Genomic DNA, 16,413 nt, shown 5'->3' with positions numbered 1-16,413 from the left:
AAGACCTTTAATCAAATAAAAAATATGAGTAACTACAAAGTTAAAATTTTGTCCTTCGAGCAGATTCATGAATTGCCGGGCTCTTGGGAAAAGAATGATTTGTTGAATCTGCTGAATGCGATGGATTATGATAATCCGTCAGAGATTGCAGATGCTGAAATAAAAGAAATGTGTATGATGTCGCTGACCGACTTTGAACCTGAAGAAGCGGCTAAGATCGTTTTGGACTACACCATTGACGGACGCCTGACAAACGGACAGATCCAAAACCTGTCTCATGAAATTCTGAGCGAAAAACTTTGGGAAGAATATCCTGAGCTGCATTTGCATCCGGATCTTTTCAGATCCACGCAGTTGCTTTATGATGCTTACAATGGAAAATTTCCGCGTGCCGAGGCAGTTCGTTTCTCCGTTGAGATTGAGGGAGACGTCAGTATTTTTAATGCGCATCCTGCTGGTCCTTTAGTAAGGATTCTTGCTGCCGGTATGTCGGACCGGAGTCTGATCAGCCGCTTGTTTACGGATCAACTGGAAGGCGATAAGTTTGAAGAAGCAAAGGACATTCTATGGCAACTGAACGTCGTTTCAAAAACCGAGACTACTGTTACTTACGATATTGTCAGTTCAGCATATTGGTTGGAAGAGATTAAATACGCAGACAGTTATGAAGCTGAGTCACATGCTGATGCTGTTTCTGATGAGGAAGAAAATTGATAGACAGTTTTTAGCCAGTTGCTTGTCCGATGTACATTCCTCCAGTATATAAACAAATCACCCATTCCCTTGCGCAGCCTTTCTTCTGATCTCACTCAGGTATTCAGGTGTGATACCCAGAAAGGAAGCCAGCAAGTATTGTGGGATACGTTGGCAGAAGTCGGGGTACTTCGTAATAAAGTTGGTATACATTTCTTCCCTGGTCAATTCGTACAGAAAGCGGATCCTGTTTTGTGCTGCTGCAGAAGCTCTCTGGTGGACAAGTCTGAAATACTTTTCAAATGCGGGATGGTCTGCAAATAATTTCTCCAAACCCTGAGAGTCGATACAGAGAACCTCGCTTTGCTCTACTGTTTCAATTGCAAACTGGGCTGTAGTTTGTGCGTTAAATGCGGTATAGTCACTCAACCACCAGTTTTCCAGAGCGAACTGTGTGGTTTGCTGTGTTCCGTTATCTTTTGTAAAATAGAGCCTCAAACATCCTTTCTCCACAAAATAGATATAGCGGCAAGGATCGCCTTCACTCAGAAGAACGGTTTTCTTCTTCACTTTCAATCGCCTAAAGCTATCACTGATCTCCTCCGAAAATGCAGGATCGTTATTCAGGATTTTGATGATGTGCTGGTGGAGTGGGGAGAGCATGGGGAATTATACAGTAAGAAATGCCTAGTACATCTTAAATTTTCACGAAATCAATACCAACTCTTACAGGATGAGTAAAAGCATGGTTTGCAATACGTTGTGTATAGTTAGACCGAAGTGTGGTGATATACTTTATTTCACCAAATGAAATATCGCCGTTATCATGAGTCACCTTTTCTACTTTTATTGATTCGATTCTTCTAATCTCAATTGTTGAATTTTTTATCTTAGGATCTTTAACATTAAATGAATGAGGCTTAATGTAGACAGGGAGATATTTATGAGAATGTAATATTTTATTTTCAATTCTCAATCGTTCTAATTCTATTTCTGAGTTAGTTTTTCCATTTTCGTCAACTGAAATTGGTGTATCTGGTTCCAGTGCTATCCAACAAATCGCTTCGTTCTGACCAACATAACTTATAAAAGCTGAGTCACCTAGAGTATTTGCAAATTCTATATCTATTTTTTTTCCTTTAACAAAATAGTAGTTTTGTTTTATTTTTTCTGGCCTTAAGCAATCGCAAAGAGCTGTAATACAAAGGAAGTAGTCATTGTTCTTGTCTTTAAACACGTCTCCAAAGTTTAAATTTGGCTGACTATCTTCATTAAGTCCGTTTATACTTACGGAATTATAAAATGTATTTATTAGAGCTACCTCATCATTCTGTAGATCTCTTGTGTCACTAACTTGTAACTCTAGAAACTCATCGTTTAATAAAGACAATTTTGCTGTTCTTAGCTTAAGATACGCATGCTCCAATAATACTTGTTTTATTAAAGTTTTAAAAGGAATATCATTTTCTTCATTTTTCTTTTTTATATACTGACGATGAGCAAATAGCGCTTCCTTTGATATCTTTATTAAGTTTTCATCGATAAAAGAACCATCTGAGTTGAAGATGTTCTGCATCTCTATGCCTAATAATTGAGTAAAACTGTTCTTTGATAATTCAATTTTTTTGGCAAGATTTTTAATTATTTCTATAGACTCTTCATTAATCGCATTTTCTTTATTTAGAATACAGATGATGGTGTTGTTAATTATCATTGACTTGGTTTCCACAGAAACTAACGTTGGTCTCTGATTAGGTTTTGAGCTTTTATGATAATTTTCAATGGATAGCATTAAAAGAAAGAATGCTTCTTTCTTGTCTATATTTCCTCCACATAATTGTATTAATTCATTGAAGTTTAATCCTTCTCTGTGAATCCTGCCTAGATGTCTACCATTGTTAGGGCTATTGTAGTCTAAATAATTATAAGTCCCTTTAATCTCATTCAACGACTCCTCGAATTCGAAAAAATATTTATCTTTAATACTTGTAAAAGTGTCTTCGTCAATGCCTGAAAAATATGAAAGTATGTTAAAGAAGATATTGTCTATGTTGGTTTCTGTTGTATATATACAGCAAAAATTAATGTGATTGTATTCTACAACATGAGATAGCAGTTCTAGAGAGTATTCTTCTCCCATCTCACCCTGTAGTTTCCAATCCAGTAAGACTAAATCCCTGTTGTTAAATAAATATTCGAGTAGATCTTTATTTTCTCGATCGGTAGTCCTAAACTTGTGTACTGACAATGATATTCCACTAGCTTTAAATTTTTTAAATATAGAAACCGATAATTTCTCCTCTAATAGATTGTCATTTAAATTTTCATATTCGTAAGCATCCCTGGCTTTTTCATCTATGAATATTGCCGATCTAATGGATTTTTTTACTATTTCTAATGTTTTATCACTATAAGTCATAGCTAACTGAATTGATTACGAAACAAGCTCCATTTAGTAAATTGTAATTTTTATCATTGGTGGCATAAATATCAAAGCCTGACTCATTTAAGCTTTGCTTAGATAAGTATAGCCCGATTCCTCGTCCGTTAGGTCTTTGGGAGTAAAATAATTGAAATATTTTTTCTATCTTATGGTCTGGTATTTTTTCTCCTGAATTTGCAATAATAATTTCATTTAAGTCGATTCTGTAATCTATACTAATTATTTTACTTTTACTATTTCGCATCCAATAAATTGAGTTATTAATTATATTGATAAATACGGTGTGAATAATTGGCTCTTTAATGAATATTGAATGATTGATGAAATCCTGAGATGCTTTTATTTCAATTCTATATTCTGTTAATTGATTTTCAAAAAAATCGGTCAAGTAATTTAAAATTCGATCACAGGATATATTTTTTGCGAGTGCTCCTGATATTCTGTAAAGTGGAGAAAGTAATGTGTATTTGTCTTCTAGTTGCTTAAAGTTTTTTATTAGTAGATCTAATTTATTTCCAGTGTTTAGATCGGTTTGCTCAACAATAAATTCTAACTGACTGTTTATTTTTGCATATAATTGATTAAATTCGTGATCAATTATTTCTACGGCTATACCTAATTGAGCAGTTTCTCTAGTTTGTTCCCAAAGATATTTCATTTGATCATACTCCGCCTTGTAAGCTCCTTGTATTAATTCTTCGTCAAAATCAAAGTTTAAACTTTTAATATGATTAACCAATGGAATTAAATTGTTGTTTACTTCGTCAAGTAAAGTATTGAATCTATTTTCAATTAAGGAAGTATAAAATGGTAATTTTTCTTTTGTGTCAATATCAAGTAGTATTTTATTTTTGTCAACATTTAGATGTTCAATAATTCTTGAAGATCGATTATTATATTCGTTAGATATGTTGTTAAACGATTCTTTTAGGGTAAGTCTGTTCTCGTTGATTATACTTTCTATGTGACCATTGTATTTAGCTATTTTTCTAGAAAAATCAATTTTTAGATCTCTAACATTTAGTTTGTCCTGTGCTTTTAAAAAAATTGGATGTTTTATTGTCGCAATTTTTTCGCTAAACAAATTTAGCTGAGATGAATATTTATAGAGCTTGTCAAGTTGGTTGTCTGTTGGTTCATATCTTTTAGATACTTTTGGTAGTAACTTGTTGAATTCTGCATCTAGCTGGTGAATTTTGTCAAGTGCTGATTCTATCTCAGTGTATGCAACTTCGGCTTTACTGAGCTGAGTGTCGAGAGTTTCTAATAGATTTTCGTATTCTTCTTGATATTGTTTTAATTTTTCAGGGTACTCGTTTAAAGATTTAGTGAAATTTATTTTTGCTTGTTTTTCTCTTGCTTTATCAATCTTAATAGACCCATATCGATCATTGATCTCCTTTTTCTTGTTGATAAATATATTCTCTCTTGCGGAGTTAGAAAAATGATCTTTAGCCAGCTCTACAAAGAAATTGCTAACATCATTGTGGAATGCTCTATATTGGGAGTTGCCAATTAATCCTTCTCTGCTGGATTTATCTTTGAGGTTCGGATTCCTTTCCTTGGATATGTCGATGTATCCGAACATTCTTCTGTAAGAAAAATAATAGAATCCAGCTCCTTTTGAACGTCTGGCTTCAAAATTAAGAAAGTCGGCATTGTCTCGACCGTAAGGCAAGACTCTGAAATCATCTCTATAGATGTATAGTCCTCCATATAACGTAACTTTCGCTTTTAATTTTTTAAACGAAATTTCGTCCAACTGTGATGATTTTTCTTCTCCCTGAGAATACCCAACTTTTATGAATGTTTTTCCATAATCATTTCTAGGATCCTTTTTCCTAGGATTTGTATAGGAGTATTTTAGTTTAGTGTCATATATTCTCAAATATCCATCAAAAGATCCTTGCCCATCAAAATATCCATCTATAACTACATCGGCGAGGCTATAGTCTTCAATTGTAAAGAAATTTCCTTGGCTTGTTAAGAGGTCATAATCGTTTTTTTGGCTTTTGTGTATAGGGAATGATGTCTTAACATTAATGTCTATCTCTTTAAAAGGATTAGTGAATCCAGATAAACTTGATATAACAAATGCTCTGTCTCCTAAGTCATCTACGTCTCTTTCAGCTAATTGTACAACTTGTTGTATTGGTTCGAAGATTAGAAATTTGGTCCCATGATCGTTTGTTCCGGTTAGTTGTTGAAGTAGATCATTTTGTAGGAAGCTCTCAACGGTAGCGCTCGATGTAGATGAAATAATTTCGTTTCTTAATGAAATTTGGTGAGACTCCCAAATTTCATTACCATCGGAACTTGAGTCCTTTTCGAAATTGTTAAGAAACTCTTTCTTCAGTATTTGAAATACTTGTGTGAAGTCATCATGATGCCTCAATTCTTTTACAGGTATTGAGATGTCGTCCAGGAACAAGTTGAAGTTTTCAAGAATCCGCCAATCAAAGAACATCGCTTGCGGATAATGCCCAATTTTTTTGGTAATCATTAGCATTGGATTTCCAAGATAAGCCACCGATAAGCGCCCTATACCTTTCTCTCCTGCTTTTATTCTAGGACGTTTCCAAAGAGTCTCTTCTGATTCAAATTCTTCTACTTTCGGTCGGGATTTTGAGTCAGTGCCTAGAACTAGCCATTTCTCAACTATATCTTTGTAGGACATACCTTTCCCATCATCAGAAATTAGAAAATGAGACGTTTTAAGTCCATTGTAGCCTTGTTCATAGATTTCAGCTCTTAGATTATCGGCATATGCGTCATAGCCGTTCTTCCACAGCTCTGTGATGGCAGTAGGCAAATCTGCAATTTGCCCTTTACCCAATAAGTCAACTGCCCTTGCTTTTGTTCTAAACTGCATCCTTGTGATTTTGAATTATTGCGCGACCGATTGCGGTGGCATATTTCGGAGGTACAGCATTACCAATCATTCTTCCAATATTTGCAATGCTGGAGCCTCTGAATATGTATGTTTTGGGGAAAGACTGCAGGACTGCACCTTCCCTTAAAGAAAGTCCACGATCTTCTTCCGGGTGAACGAAACGTCCATTTGATATATTCATAAATTTGGTAGTGATTGTAGGTGCGGGTTTATCCCACCATAATCTACCGAATGTATCAGCAAATGATTTGTTTTTCCCGACAAAACATTTTAGTTGTAGTTCCGGGTCATTTGCAAATCCAAATCTGTTACCTCCATCTTTTTTGACTTTTTTAAGTCTATTAAGATTCAAGGTGTTTAAGCCGGGTACAGTATGTAAAAACTCTGTAGAGTCTCGATGTCCGGCCTCAATTCTTGGGAATCCATTTTCTTGACCGATAACATCCCTAACGTGTTTCTTCTTTTCCAAATTCACGGTGGGTGAAATTTCATTATTTGTTACCCTACTGGCAATCAAAGTAAATCGTTTTCTATTTTGCGCTACGCCGTAGTCTCCTACATTGTGAACTTTGAAATGAGGATTAGTGTAATCATTATCCATCAGCCAATTGACGAATTCGGTTAATCCACTTTCTTCCTTCCTTTTCAGAACTCCTGGAACATTTTCTACTATCACATATCCAGGGCGGAAGTATTTTACAAATCGTGCAAATTCAGAAAGCAAATTTTTAGAATTCAATGATTTACTTTTGTCAGTATTTATTTTACTCCAGTATTGGCAAGGACTGCATCCTATGAGGATCAGGTCGTCATCGTTTTTATTTAAAGAAAGTTTATTTTGAAGTTCATCTTCTTTTAACTTAAAAACGTCAGCCTCGATAAATTGAGCTCCTTTGATATTAGCTTCATAAGTTTCTTTGCAATTTTTATCGAAATCGATACCAGCAATAACTTGAATTCCTGCCTCCTGTATACCATAGCTCATGCCCCCACCGGAACAGAAAAAATCTACTGCTTTTAAGTTGTTATTGGTCTTTGCCTTCATATTTCACTTGTTTCGAAAACTATTTTTGTATGTCTACCAACAATTGGTTTAATGTTTGTTGGAGGCTATGTTTTTTTAGTTCGCATGTGTACACTAGTAAAACATTCAATCCCATACTTTTTAATTCTCGAATATTATTTTGGTCCCTTTTAATATTATTATCAATTTTCTGTTGCCACCACTCCGTTCTTGTTTTAGGCAGGGTGGCTGATTTACAACCTTCATGTCCATGCCAAAAACAGCCATGGACAAAAATGACTGTCTTATATTTTGGTAGAATGATATCCGGCTTCCCGGGAAGTTTTTTATCGTACAATCTAAATCGGAAACCATTCGCAAACAAGAATTTTCTTATCAAAAGTTCAGGCTTGGTGTCCTTCCCTTTAATCCGGCTCATATTATAGCTTCTTACTTCCCTGGAATGTACGTCAGCCATGGATTTATGTAATACGGAAGTTTTTATGAATCATATACGTTGGTGGGAATTATTAACGAGAGTAAGGGTTGTGGTTTTTTATTTGTTTGATTATTAGTGTTTTATGTTTCTTATGAGTTTTCTCGTTGATTCCTATAGTTGCAGATAGACAAACGAGATAGCTGAAATGTAACTACAAATATCGGATTTTATTCTCTGCTTAGTATCATTTTCCGGTGGTCGTTGAGTTAACGGTCACCGGTTAGAATGAAATCCTATTTTATGGTAAACTCTTTTTCACGTTAAAAATACTCTTCCCTCTCCCAACCCAGGGTCAACCCACCCATATTCCGTCACCATAGGCAACTACAAAGTATATCAGGCCAACAATGAAAAAAGCATTGAAATATATATTGTTTATCGTGTTAATGGCCTATACAGCAGAGGGCTTGCTGGCACAGAACCAGTCTTCAAACAAAGCTTCTGTTGCGGGCAGGGTGCTGGATATTAGAAAATTCGGTGCGGTGGGCGATTCGGTACGGGTCAATACCAGTTCGATTCAAAAGGCGGTGGATGAATGCTTCCGCCTGGGCGGCGGTACCGTGCTTGTGACCGGAGGTGTGTATTCATCAGGTGCGATTTTCCTGAAATCCAATGTACATCTTCGTGTTGACAAAGGGGCTAAACTCCGTGCAGTGGCTGGTATTGAAAACTATCCGGTTTTAAAAAATACCCGTATTGCCGGAATTGAGATGGACTGGCCGTCTGCTTTTATAAATGCCATTGAAGCTAAAAATGTGGTGCTGGAAGGTGAGGGGACTATCGACGGCTCGGGATACTATTGGTGGGAAAATTACTGGGGCAGACGGGATACACTTTCTAAAACGATTCCTGGCGATTTGATTGACTGGTATGTACCACGCCCCAGACTTGTGCTTTTTGATAAAGTAACCAACTCGCGCATCTCGGGGCTGAAACTGATGAATTCGGGGTTTTGGACGGTGCATATCTGCTACAGTAAATCAGTGTCGCTTGATGGCCTTGATATATTCAGTCCGATCAATGAAGAGGGGAAACGGGCTGCCAGCACGGACGGCATAGACATTGATTCGAGCCGGGATATTTTAGTAAGCAATTGCACCATTTCGGTGGATGATGATTGTATTGCGGTCAAATCCGGACGGGGATCAGATGGCCTGCGTGTCAATACACCTACCGAAAATGTGGTGATAGAGAACTGTTTATTCAAAGCCGGGCACGGTGGGGTTTCTATGGGAACAGAAACCGCCGGCGGTGTCCGTAATGTGCTGGTACGTAATTGTAAAGCGGATGGTAACAGCGCTCCCATCAAATTTAAACCGCGGCCCGGAAGGGGAGGGGTGGTAGAGAATATCACGCACGATGGCTGGGAAATCAAAAATGGCGGTACGGCTATTGATTATGCACTCAGGAAGGTAAATGGGGATGATTATGTCGACGAATGGCAAAAAAATGTAGTTCCGTTTGCCAGGGCTACTCCGCGTTACAGAAACATTACGATCCGCAATGTGAAAGCTACAGGAATGAAAAAAGGAATTAGTTTTCTCGGATGGCCACTGGCGCATGCGGAAAATGTTTTGCTTGAGAACGTGGCTATACAGGCTCAGGATGCAGGTCAGTTTCAGTATGTCGATAATCTGATTTTGAAAAATGTCGAAGTGAATGCGAAGGAAAAGTCTTTGCAATTTACCGAAATCATTAATCTGGTCCGTTAGATGTAAGTCTGGTGTGCGGATTTGAAAAGGCAGGATTGTTGATAAAGGAAGAGTCTGTCAGCATTTGAAGAAAGGCAATAATATCTTTTTTCTCTTCAGTTTTGAGGGCAAGCGTAGTGCCATGCTTGTCATTGGAAATATCCTGAAGAAAGATACTAAGTGAAGGGCTCTGCTGAATATGGTCGCTGTAATGATCCAGCACTTCTTCAATCGTAGCGAAACGTCCGTCGTGCATGTAAGGAGCTGTGAGGATGATATTGCGCAGCGTAGGCACCCGGAACCTTCCGCGATCTGTTTGCTGTCCTGTAAGTTTTTCTATTCCGCGGTCTGCTGGATCGGCATCCAGACCATTGTTGTGAAACAGTTCCTTATACATTTTTGGTGTCCCGTGGCAATGCGCGCAGTTAGCACCCCGTTTGCCGGTCGTCGGATTCGGGGCATTTTCAAACAATGCTATACCTCTCAGTTGTTGTGGTGTTGGTTTATACTGACCTGCCAGGTACTTGTCATAGTCCGATCCGGCTGAGATCAGTGTGCGTTCGAATTGTGCCAGGGCTTTCAGGATATTGGTTTCTGTGACTTGGTTGGTACTGAATGCCTGCTTAAACAAGAGGGGATATGCAGAAATCCTGCTGATTTTTTGAATGGATTCAGACAACGATTGTCCCATTTCGTGCGCGTCGGTAAGAGGGAACTGCGCCTGGTCCTCAAGGGACGAAGAGCGGCCGTCCCAGAAGAAGTTTCTGACCCATAGCAAGTTGGCCAGAGACATCGCGTTTCGGCTGGTGAAGTTGCCATCGACGCCCATGCTGACTCGGCGCCCATCCGTAAAAGCCAGTTTTTGTTCATGGCAACTCTCGCAGGATAGCTTGTTGCCAGCAGAAAGTGCTTTTTCATAAAACAGGTGCCTTCCGAGTTTGACCCCTGCGACGGTCGTTGGATTGTCGGCCGGAATGGTAAACCGGGAGCCGAAATTGGAAGGATATTTCAGAATGGGCTCATCAGCCGGGCGGAAACTTTGGATAACTATACAAAAGAGCAGAACGCCAAAAGCCAGGACGAGTTTGATCCGTCCCGGCTTTTGAAAATTACTGTTCTTTGGCTTGCTCTGATTCATTTTAGAAATGACTGAAAACCAAATTTACAAAGAAGTTTCGTCCTGCTTCGGGAAAGCCTTTCACCAGACTGTAATTCTTATCGAAAATGTTGTTGATACCCGCTTCGGCAGATATCCCTTTGTAAAGTTTCACGCTTGCCTTGGCATTCACAAGGTTGTAAGCTTTTGCCTGTGTGCCGTAAGAGGTGCTGTACCGGTCGCTGTTGTGTTCATAGCTGACCAGAACATTCGCTCTTCCCAGGAATGTGTAATCTGCGTAGGCGAATACCTTATGCTCGGGTACGTTGGTAAAAAGGATATTCGGGTTGCTGATATTCTTTCTTTTGATAAACGAATAGTTCGATCCTATTTTCAATCCTTTCGCTAAAGCGTAATCCAGTCCGGCTTCTGCTCCATAAAAACGGGCTTTAGCTGCATTCTGTAACTGGAATCTGTTAGGCTGTACGTTGTCAACCTGCTGGATGATGTCATTAATAGCACTATTGAAAATACTTGCCTGGATACCAAGTCGCTGAGCAATTTTTCCGGTGTAACTCAGGTCCAGGTTTACAGCCGTTTCTGCATGCAGGTCAGGATTAGGGATGGCTTGTCCCATGCGGTAGGAATATCTGTCTTTGATCGTTGCGAAGCGAGTCTTGCGTGCAACTGATCCTTTCAATGAATGACTGGTATTGATGTCCCAGAACAAACCAGCTTGCAAATTGAAAGCATTGTTTTTACTGTCAGCAAAATTGGTAATTTCTTTTGTCGTAGCATTGTATTCTTCCGCTTTGTCGCTGTTTCGCATGTTGAAGCTGGCGCCTGGAATGAAAGCAAGTGCAGGTGTAATATGGTAAGTGTTTTCAATACCAATGGAAAGTGTGTTGTCAATGTAGCTCTGTACGGGTTCGTTCAGATTGTTTTCTCTGTGAATATCGCGTTTGTACTGCACGTTGAGCTTGAATACATTGTTTTCAATAGCTCGGGATTCGTATTCGGCATTTCCACCCACAGTATAATCGTTGTAGAAACTCTGAAAAGCATATCCGCGTGTCTGTGCCGTGTAGGTAGTATCGTCGTAGCTGAAAAGCTGGTTTACAAAGGTGTCGTAGTAAAGCCGGGACTTGATCTTGCTTTTTTCGGTCAGATTTGTGCTGGATATAAAGTAAAGGCTCTGCTTATTCCATTTAGGCCATTTCCAGAAGCGGGTCGTGATCCTGGTATCATCACCTATAAGGAGGCGTTCCTTTTTCACCCTGCTGATTCACATAAGCGATTACGTATTCATCGGTAGCGTTAGGGGTGAATCCGGCTTTTACACTGAACTTAAGATCGTTTCTGTAGGCACTTTCACGATCTTCGGTTTGCTGATACCGCCTTGGTACAAAATCTGCCGACAACGGATAGGTCTTCTGCTTCAACTGAGATGCGCCGGCCTGATAGAAGAATTTACCAAAGCGGGAACCGGCATTTACGTTCCAGCGGTAACCTTCTCCGCTGAACACACCTGTGCGTCCGTTGATCTCGAATTTACTGACTGGCTTGCGGGATACAAGGTTAATAGCACCACCCATCGTATTGGCACCATATAATATGGAAGCAAAACCTTTGGATACATTAATTTCGGCCAGATCGAAAGTCGTGAAACGGCCCATGTCTACGTAGCCGTCGTAGGGAACATATACCGGTACACCATCTATAGATACAGGGACCTGCCTGAGATCGAAACCGCGTACATACACTACCGACTCGTTTCGGGGACCTACATTGGCAATGTTGACGCCGGGAAGGATATTGAGTGCATTGGAAAGATCGTTGCGGTTGAATTTTTCAACACGCTGGTAGGACAGCACCGAGCTACTGTCTTTGCCGGGCAAGCCCGAAATGGTTACTTCGCCCAACTGAAAGGTCCTGTTAGCAGCTAAAGTGTTAGTGGATTGTTGTGCATTGGCAAATGTGGCTGAACATTCACTCAGCATGAAAAATAGTAGCTTTTTTCTCATTGGTTTCGATATGTATTGTCGGATATATCGCAAAGATATATATCTGTCAGCAGGAAAAGACAGGTCAGGATGAAAAAACAGGATGTTGTTTGATTTTTGCAATGACAGACTGATACAACAACGCTATTCAGGGAGTTTGGGCACAGTTTCAGGTACTATATGATGATTCTGCCGCTGGCCATAAAATGGTACTATTTTGTTAGCAAGGTATGTTTTGTAGAAAATGCTTATAATCCTGTTTTGCTACAAAATGAAATTTTTATACTCTTGAACTTCGTTTTGGGAACGTGATTTTTTACTACATGCATAAAAATTGTTGATTTTATAGATTTGCTATACTTGCGTTATGTCAAAACTTTATTCTTGTTAAAGTAATAATATTGTATAAATCTGATATAATATTCCACATAAATACACTTTGGTGATATATACGATTGTAATAATGTATTTATGCCAAATATTAGTTTAAAATAAGTTAAAAAAGATACTCTTTGTGTTAATATCGGTAAAGAAATGCTCTTTCAATGTCACTAATATTGTAAAAGCGAAACCGGAATCGCCTTACCATGGGTATTTGAAAAATGTTATTTAGCGCTCCACAATTTTTGTTTATGATGTGATAAAAAATGAATCGTTGCTCAATCTTAAAGTAAGCTATGCTTTGCGTATATCTGTGTACGTTATGCTATTCCGGTTTGCAGATATCTGGCGGATTGACGCGTAACCGAATCGTTTCCTTTGAAGCGGCCTGTGTGTTTCGCATTCAGGATGATGTATTCATGCTGTTCCTGTAGCAGGGGGACGGGCATGCCTGCAATTGTTTGCTTTTTTAGTTTCGGATGGTGCAGTTGCGCCAGTCCATGTCTGTTGTATGCTATTTCTAAACCCCACTTTCATCCTTTAACCAGTAGATACAGTATGAGAAAGTATGTTTATTTAATGTTCTGTTTGCTGCTCGCCCAGGTAGTGCTGGCCCAAACAAAGACCATCACCGGAACGGTGATCGGGAAAAATGATGATAAGCCCATACCCGGTGCTACCGTTCTGGTGGAAGGTACGAGCTCAGGTACGCAGACCAATTCTGACGGCGTTTTCTCTCTTCAGGTTTCAGGCAAGGGAACGCTTTCGATCTCCTTTATTGGTTATGTAAAGCAGACCATTGCTATTGATTCCAGAACAGATTATAAGATTTATCTTTCAGAAGACGCCACTTCTTTGCAGGAGGTTACAATCAACGCTGCATACGGTACGTCTGACAAAAAAGCATTTACCGGCTCGGCCACTGTGGTAAGCAGCGAGAGGTTGATGTCGACTCAACCCACAAACATCACGCAGTCACTACAGGGAACAAGTCCTGGTGTACAGGTGCTGAACACCAACGGCGCCCCGGGAAGTGATGCGACGATCGTGATTCGTGGATTAAGTTCAGTAGGAGGCGGTAACAATCCTTTATATATTCTGGATGGTATGCCTTACGACGGGAGTCTGAACTCAATTAACCCCAATGATATTGAGAGCATGACCGTGCTGAAAGATGCCGCAGCTACAACCCTGTACGGTTCACGTGCTGCCAACGGGGTATTGGTGATCACCACCAAAAAAGGAAAAGCCGGCAAGCCGACCGTTAACGTAAGAAGCAACTGGGGTTATTCAGATATGGCAGTTGCTTATCCTGATAAAGCGCAGCCGCAGCAAGTGATGGAACTGGCCTGGGAAGCATTGCGAAATGGCCGTATGGACAGAGGATTGACTCCGGAAGCTGCTGCACAATATGCTACGGACAACGTGGTTCAGGAGTATTTCCAGAACCGTAACAGAAACATTTATAATACACCCACACCCATCGGACTGGACGGTAAATTGAAATCAGATGCAGTTCAGCTTTTCTCTGGTGACTGGTTAACAGAATATTTTAAACCGCGTCTCAGACAAGAGTACAGTCTGGATATCAGCGGTGCTACCGGAACTGACAACAAAACTTCTTACTTCATTTCGGGAGCGTATCTGAATGACAAAGGAAGTTTCAAAGTACAGGGCTTTGAACGTTTTACCGGAAGGTCTAATTTGAATTCTCAGGTAACTAAATGGCTCAATGTAGGAACAAACCTTACCTACACGCATACAAAACAACAGAATCCGAATGTCGAAGCGCGGTTTACACGTGTAATGCCTTCAGTTTATCCTGTATATGAATGGGATTATACTGCCAGTGCTTACAAACGTGACCCTTACGGAAACCTGCTGCCTGACTTCGGTGACGCAACAAGAACGGAATGGAGAGGATGGAACCCGGCTTTTGTAGGTGATTACAAAAATCCGTACGACTGGCATTTCAGCTTTAACCAGAATGACAACATATCTACCCGTAATTTTGCAGAGATTCAGATTCTTCCTTTCCTGAAATTCCGCAGTGGTATCAGTACTGATTTTCAACTTAGTGGAGGACACAACTATCAGTCTGCAACGCTTACTTCTACGGCTGGCAACGGTGGCTGGTCTTCACGCTGGTCGGATCGCCGCTTTACCTATACGATCAACAATCTGGTTACGTTTGATAAAGATTTTGGCAAGCACAATGTCAACGTATTGGTAGGCCAGGAAATGTACCGCGCCCGATATAACTACCTGAATGCTGCAAAAGAGCGTTTCGCATTGGGTGGACTCTACGAACTGGGTGCAGCTGCACAGATGTCATCTTCGACTTCTTCGGAAGACAACTATCGCCTGATGAGCTACCTTTCCAGAGTTGAATATAACTACAATCAGAAATACTACTTGTCCGCTTCTTTCCGTAAGGATGGTTCTTCACGTTTTTCAAAAGCCAACCGCTGGGGTAACTTCTGGTCCGTGGGCGGAGCCTGGATCCTTTCAGCAGAAAACTTTATGGCCGGAGCTAACTGGTTGAATAATCTGAAACTCAGAGCGAGCTATGGTACTGTCGGAAATGATCAGATGTCAAGAGAGGTAGGTTACTACGCGTATCAGGGATTATATGCTACAGGGTATAACGACTATAACGATGCAGGTGTATTGCTTTCCAAGTTACCTACGCCTAATCTGATCTGGGAAAGTAACGAGCAGGCGGATCTTGGAGTTGACTTCCAGTTATTTAACCGCAGACTTCACGGATCGGTAGATTTATTCAGTCGTAAATCAAAAGACCTGATCTTCAGCAGACCACTTGCTCCTTCTGTGGGTTTGAACAGTATATCTGAGAACATTGGTGATATCAGGAACAATGGTATTGAGGTAGAACTGGGTACTTACGTAGTAAGAAATAAAGAATTCTCATGGGATATCGATTTAAATGCATCTCACTACAAAAATGTGGTTACCCGTCTACCTCAAGCTGAAATTATTGACGGCCGTTTTAAGATGGTGGAAGGAAAGTCGCGTTACGAGTTTTTCCTGGTGGATTGGGCTGGTGTGAATCCTGAAACTGGTAACAATACCTGGTGGAAATACAATGAAGACGGAAGCCGGGTGGCTACAGAATTGTATACAGAGGTAAGCAACAACGATCAGAAGCGTTTCCAGGGAAGCTCACTGCCTGATCTGTTCGGCGCACTGACAAACACATTTACTTACAAAGGTTTTGATCTTTCAGTAATGCTGTATTACAGTGTAGGTGGTAAAATGTACGATCAGGATTATGCTGAAGGTGTACGTTACAGAAGAGGTTTTAACATGAGTACTGATATCCTTGACCGCTGGACTCCTGAAAACAGAGATACCCGTATTCCACGTTTGTCTGAGTTTACACAAAACAACATCACTGTGGCTTCTTCTCAGTATTTGTTTGATAACAGTTTCCTGAGACTACGTAACGTATCACTGGGTTACAACATCCCAAGAGCGGTAGCTCAGAAGCTATATGTTGGTAACATCAAAGTGTTTGGTCAGGCGACTAACCCGCTGACTTGGGGAGCAGCAGCCAGAAGAGGAACAGATCCTGAAACAGGGCTGAATGGAACAGTGGCGAACGGGACAAACGGAAGCGGTGCAGGCTCTATCCGTAAGAGCTGGTCATTCGGACTTCAGGTTACATTGTAAATCGAGATACTATCAAGG

The 16,413-nt window shown here is 40.1% G+C and carries 12 protein-coding genes; 3 read left to right on the top strand and 9 right to left on the bottom strand.

The genetic code is table 11. The features are described from left to right. Positions 1 to 24 precede the first annotated feature (24 nt). Positions 25 to 714: a hypothetical protein gene (locus AC1XUE_RS13740; protein ID WP_483356549.1), complete on the top strand. Its 690-nt coding sequence runs from the start codon at positions 25 to 27 to the stop codon at positions 712 to 714. Positions 715 to 771: 57 nt separating this feature from the next. Here the strand turns inward: AC1XUE_RS13740 and AC1XUE_RS13735 are convergent, their stop codons facing one another. Genes AC1XUE_RS13735 through AC1XUE_RS13715 form a run of 5 tightly spaced genes read right to left on the bottom strand, consistent with a single transcriptional unit; the run spans position 772 to position 7,510 of the window. Next, complete coding sequence (locus AC1XUE_RS13735; RefSeq protein ID WP_483356548.1) at positions 772 to 1,356, bottom strand: Crp/Fnr family transcriptional regulator; 585 nt, start codon at positions 1,354 to 1,356, stop codon at positions 772 to 774. A gap of 34 nt (positions 1,357 to 1,390) precedes the next feature. Continuing rightward, positions 1,391 to 3,112 carry a response regulator receiver domain gene (locus AC1XUE_RS13730; RefSeq protein ID WP_483356547.1) on the bottom strand — a complete coding sequence of 574 codons (1,722 nt, stop codon included), beginning with the start codon at positions 3,110 to 3,112 and terminating at the stop codon, positions 1,391 to 1,393. Continuing rightward, positions 3,102 to 6,008 carry an ATP-binding protein gene (locus tag AC1XUE_RS13725; protein WP_483356546.1) on the bottom strand — a complete coding sequence of 969 codons (2,907 nt, stop codon included), beginning with the start codon at positions 6,006 to 6,008 and terminating at the stop codon, positions 3,102 to 3,104. The genes AC1XUE_RS13730 and AC1XUE_RS13725 overlap by 11 nt, the downstream gene beginning before the upstream one ends. Continuing rightward, positions 5,998 to 7,074 carry a DNA cytosine methyltransferase gene (locus tag AC1XUE_RS13720; RefSeq protein ID WP_483356545.1) on the bottom strand — a complete coding sequence of 359 codons (1,077 nt, stop codon included), beginning with the start codon at positions 7,072 to 7,074 and terminating at the stop codon, positions 5,998 to 6,000. Before AC1XUE_RS13720 ends, AC1XUE_RS13725 begins: the two co-directional genes overlap by 11 nt. A gap of 19 nt (positions 7,075 to 7,093) precedes the next feature. After that, entirely contained in the window at positions 7,094 to 7,510 is a 417-nt protein-coding gene (locus AC1XUE_RS13715) for a very short patch repair endonuclease (protein ID WP_483356544.1), read from the bottom strand. Between the two features lie 368 nt (positions 7,511 to 7,878). On the opposite strand from AC1XUE_RS13715, the gene AC1XUE_RS13710 reads away from it, so the two are divergent. Continuing rightward, positions 7,879 to 9,243, top strand: coding sequence for a glycoside hydrolase family 28 protein (locus AC1XUE_RS13710; RefSeq protein ID WP_483356543.1), 1,365 nt, complete (start codon positions 7,879 to 7,881; stop codon positions 9,241 to 9,243). Here the strand turns inward: AC1XUE_RS13710 and AC1XUE_RS13705 are convergent. The 4 genes from AC1XUE_RS13705 to AC1XUE_RS13690 form a co-directional block, all read right to left on the bottom strand. Next, positions 9,227 to 10,360 (bottom strand): cytochrome-c peroxidase, encoded by a 1,134-nt coding sequence (locus AC1XUE_RS13705; RefSeq protein WP_483356542.1) that lies wholly within the window; start codon positions 10,358 to 10,360, stop codon positions 9,227 to 9,229. The two genes, AC1XUE_RS13710 and AC1XUE_RS13705, sit on opposite strands and share 17 nt — an antisense overlap. 1 nt (position 10,361) lies before the next feature. After that, positions 10,362 to 11,594: a TonB-dependent receptor gene (locus AC1XUE_RS13700; protein WP_483356541.1), complete on the bottom strand. Its 1,233-nt coding sequence runs from the start codon at positions 11,592 to 11,594 to the stop codon at positions 10,362 to 10,364. After that, complete coding sequence (locus AC1XUE_RS13695; RefSeq protein WP_483356540.1) at positions 11,566 to 12,342, bottom strand: TonB-dependent receptor plug domain-containing protein; 777 nt, start codon at positions 12,340 to 12,342, stop codon at positions 11,566 to 11,568. The genes AC1XUE_RS13700 and AC1XUE_RS13695 overlap by 29 nt, the downstream gene beginning before the upstream one ends. Positions 12,343 to 13,022: 680 nt before the next feature. Continuing rightward, positions 13,023 to 13,151 (bottom strand): hypothetical protein, encoded by a 129-nt coding sequence (locus AC1XUE_RS13690; protein WP_483356539.1) that lies wholly within the window; start codon positions 13,149 to 13,151, stop codon positions 13,023 to 13,025. 109 nt (positions 13,152 to 13,260) lie between these two features. Between AC1XUE_RS13690 and AC1XUE_RS13685 the strand changes: the two genes are divergently transcribed. Then, positions 13,261 to 16,395, top strand: a complete 3,135-nt coding sequence (locus AC1XUE_RS13685; protein ID WP_483356538.1) for a SusC/RagA family TonB-linked outer membrane protein — start codon at positions 13,261 to 13,263, stop codon at positions 16,393 to 16,395. Positions 16,396 to 16,413: the final 18 nt, after the last annotated feature.

The organism is Dyadobacter sp. HNCC25DJ187, assembly GCF_056895255.1.
This window is presented reverse-complemented; position numbering and strand designations above follow the sequence as displayed.

Coding starts and splice junctions, on each gene's coding strand:
- AC1XUE_RS13720 (WP_483356545.1), bottom strand. CDS start 7,074: ATGAAGGCAAAGACCAATAACAACTTAAAAGCAGTAGATTTTTTCTGT.
- AC1XUE_RS13730 (WP_483356547.1), bottom strand. CDS start 3,112: ATGACTTATAGTGATAAAACATTAGAAATAGTAAAAAAATCCATTAGA.
- AC1XUE_RS13725 (WP_483356546.1), bottom strand. CDS start 6,008: ATGCAGTTTAGAACAAAAGCAAGGGCAGTTGACTTATTGGGTAAAGGG.
- AC1XUE_RS13715 (WP_483356544.1), bottom strand. CDS start 7,510: ATGGCTGACGTACATTCCAGGGAAGTAAGAAGCTATAATATGAGCCGG.
- AC1XUE_RS13690 (WP_483356539.1), bottom strand. CDS start 13,151: ATGCCCGTCCCCCTGCTACAGGAACAGCATGAATACATCATCCTGAAT.
- AC1XUE_RS13705 (WP_483356542.1), bottom strand. CDS start 10,360: ATGAATCAGAGCAAGCCAAAGAACAGTAATTTTCAAAAGCCGGGACGG.
- AC1XUE_RS13740 (WP_483356549.1), top strand. CDS start 25: ATGAGTAACTACAAAGTTAAAATTTTGTCCTTCGAGCAGATTCATGAA.
- AC1XUE_RS13710 (WP_483356543.1), top strand. CDS start 7,879: ATGAAAAAAGCATTGAAATATATATTGTTTATCGTGTTAATGGCCTAT.
- AC1XUE_RS13695 (WP_483356540.1), bottom strand. CDS start 12,342: ATGAGAAAAAAGCTACTATTTTTCATGCTGAGTGAATGTTCAGCCACA.
- AC1XUE_RS13735 (WP_483356548.1), bottom strand. CDS start 1,356: ATGCTCTCCCCACTCCACCAGCACATCATCAAAATCCTGAATAACGAT.
- AC1XUE_RS13685 (WP_483356538.1), top strand. CDS start 13,261: ATGAGAAAGTATGTTTATTTAATGTTCTGTTTGCTGCTCGCCCAGGTA.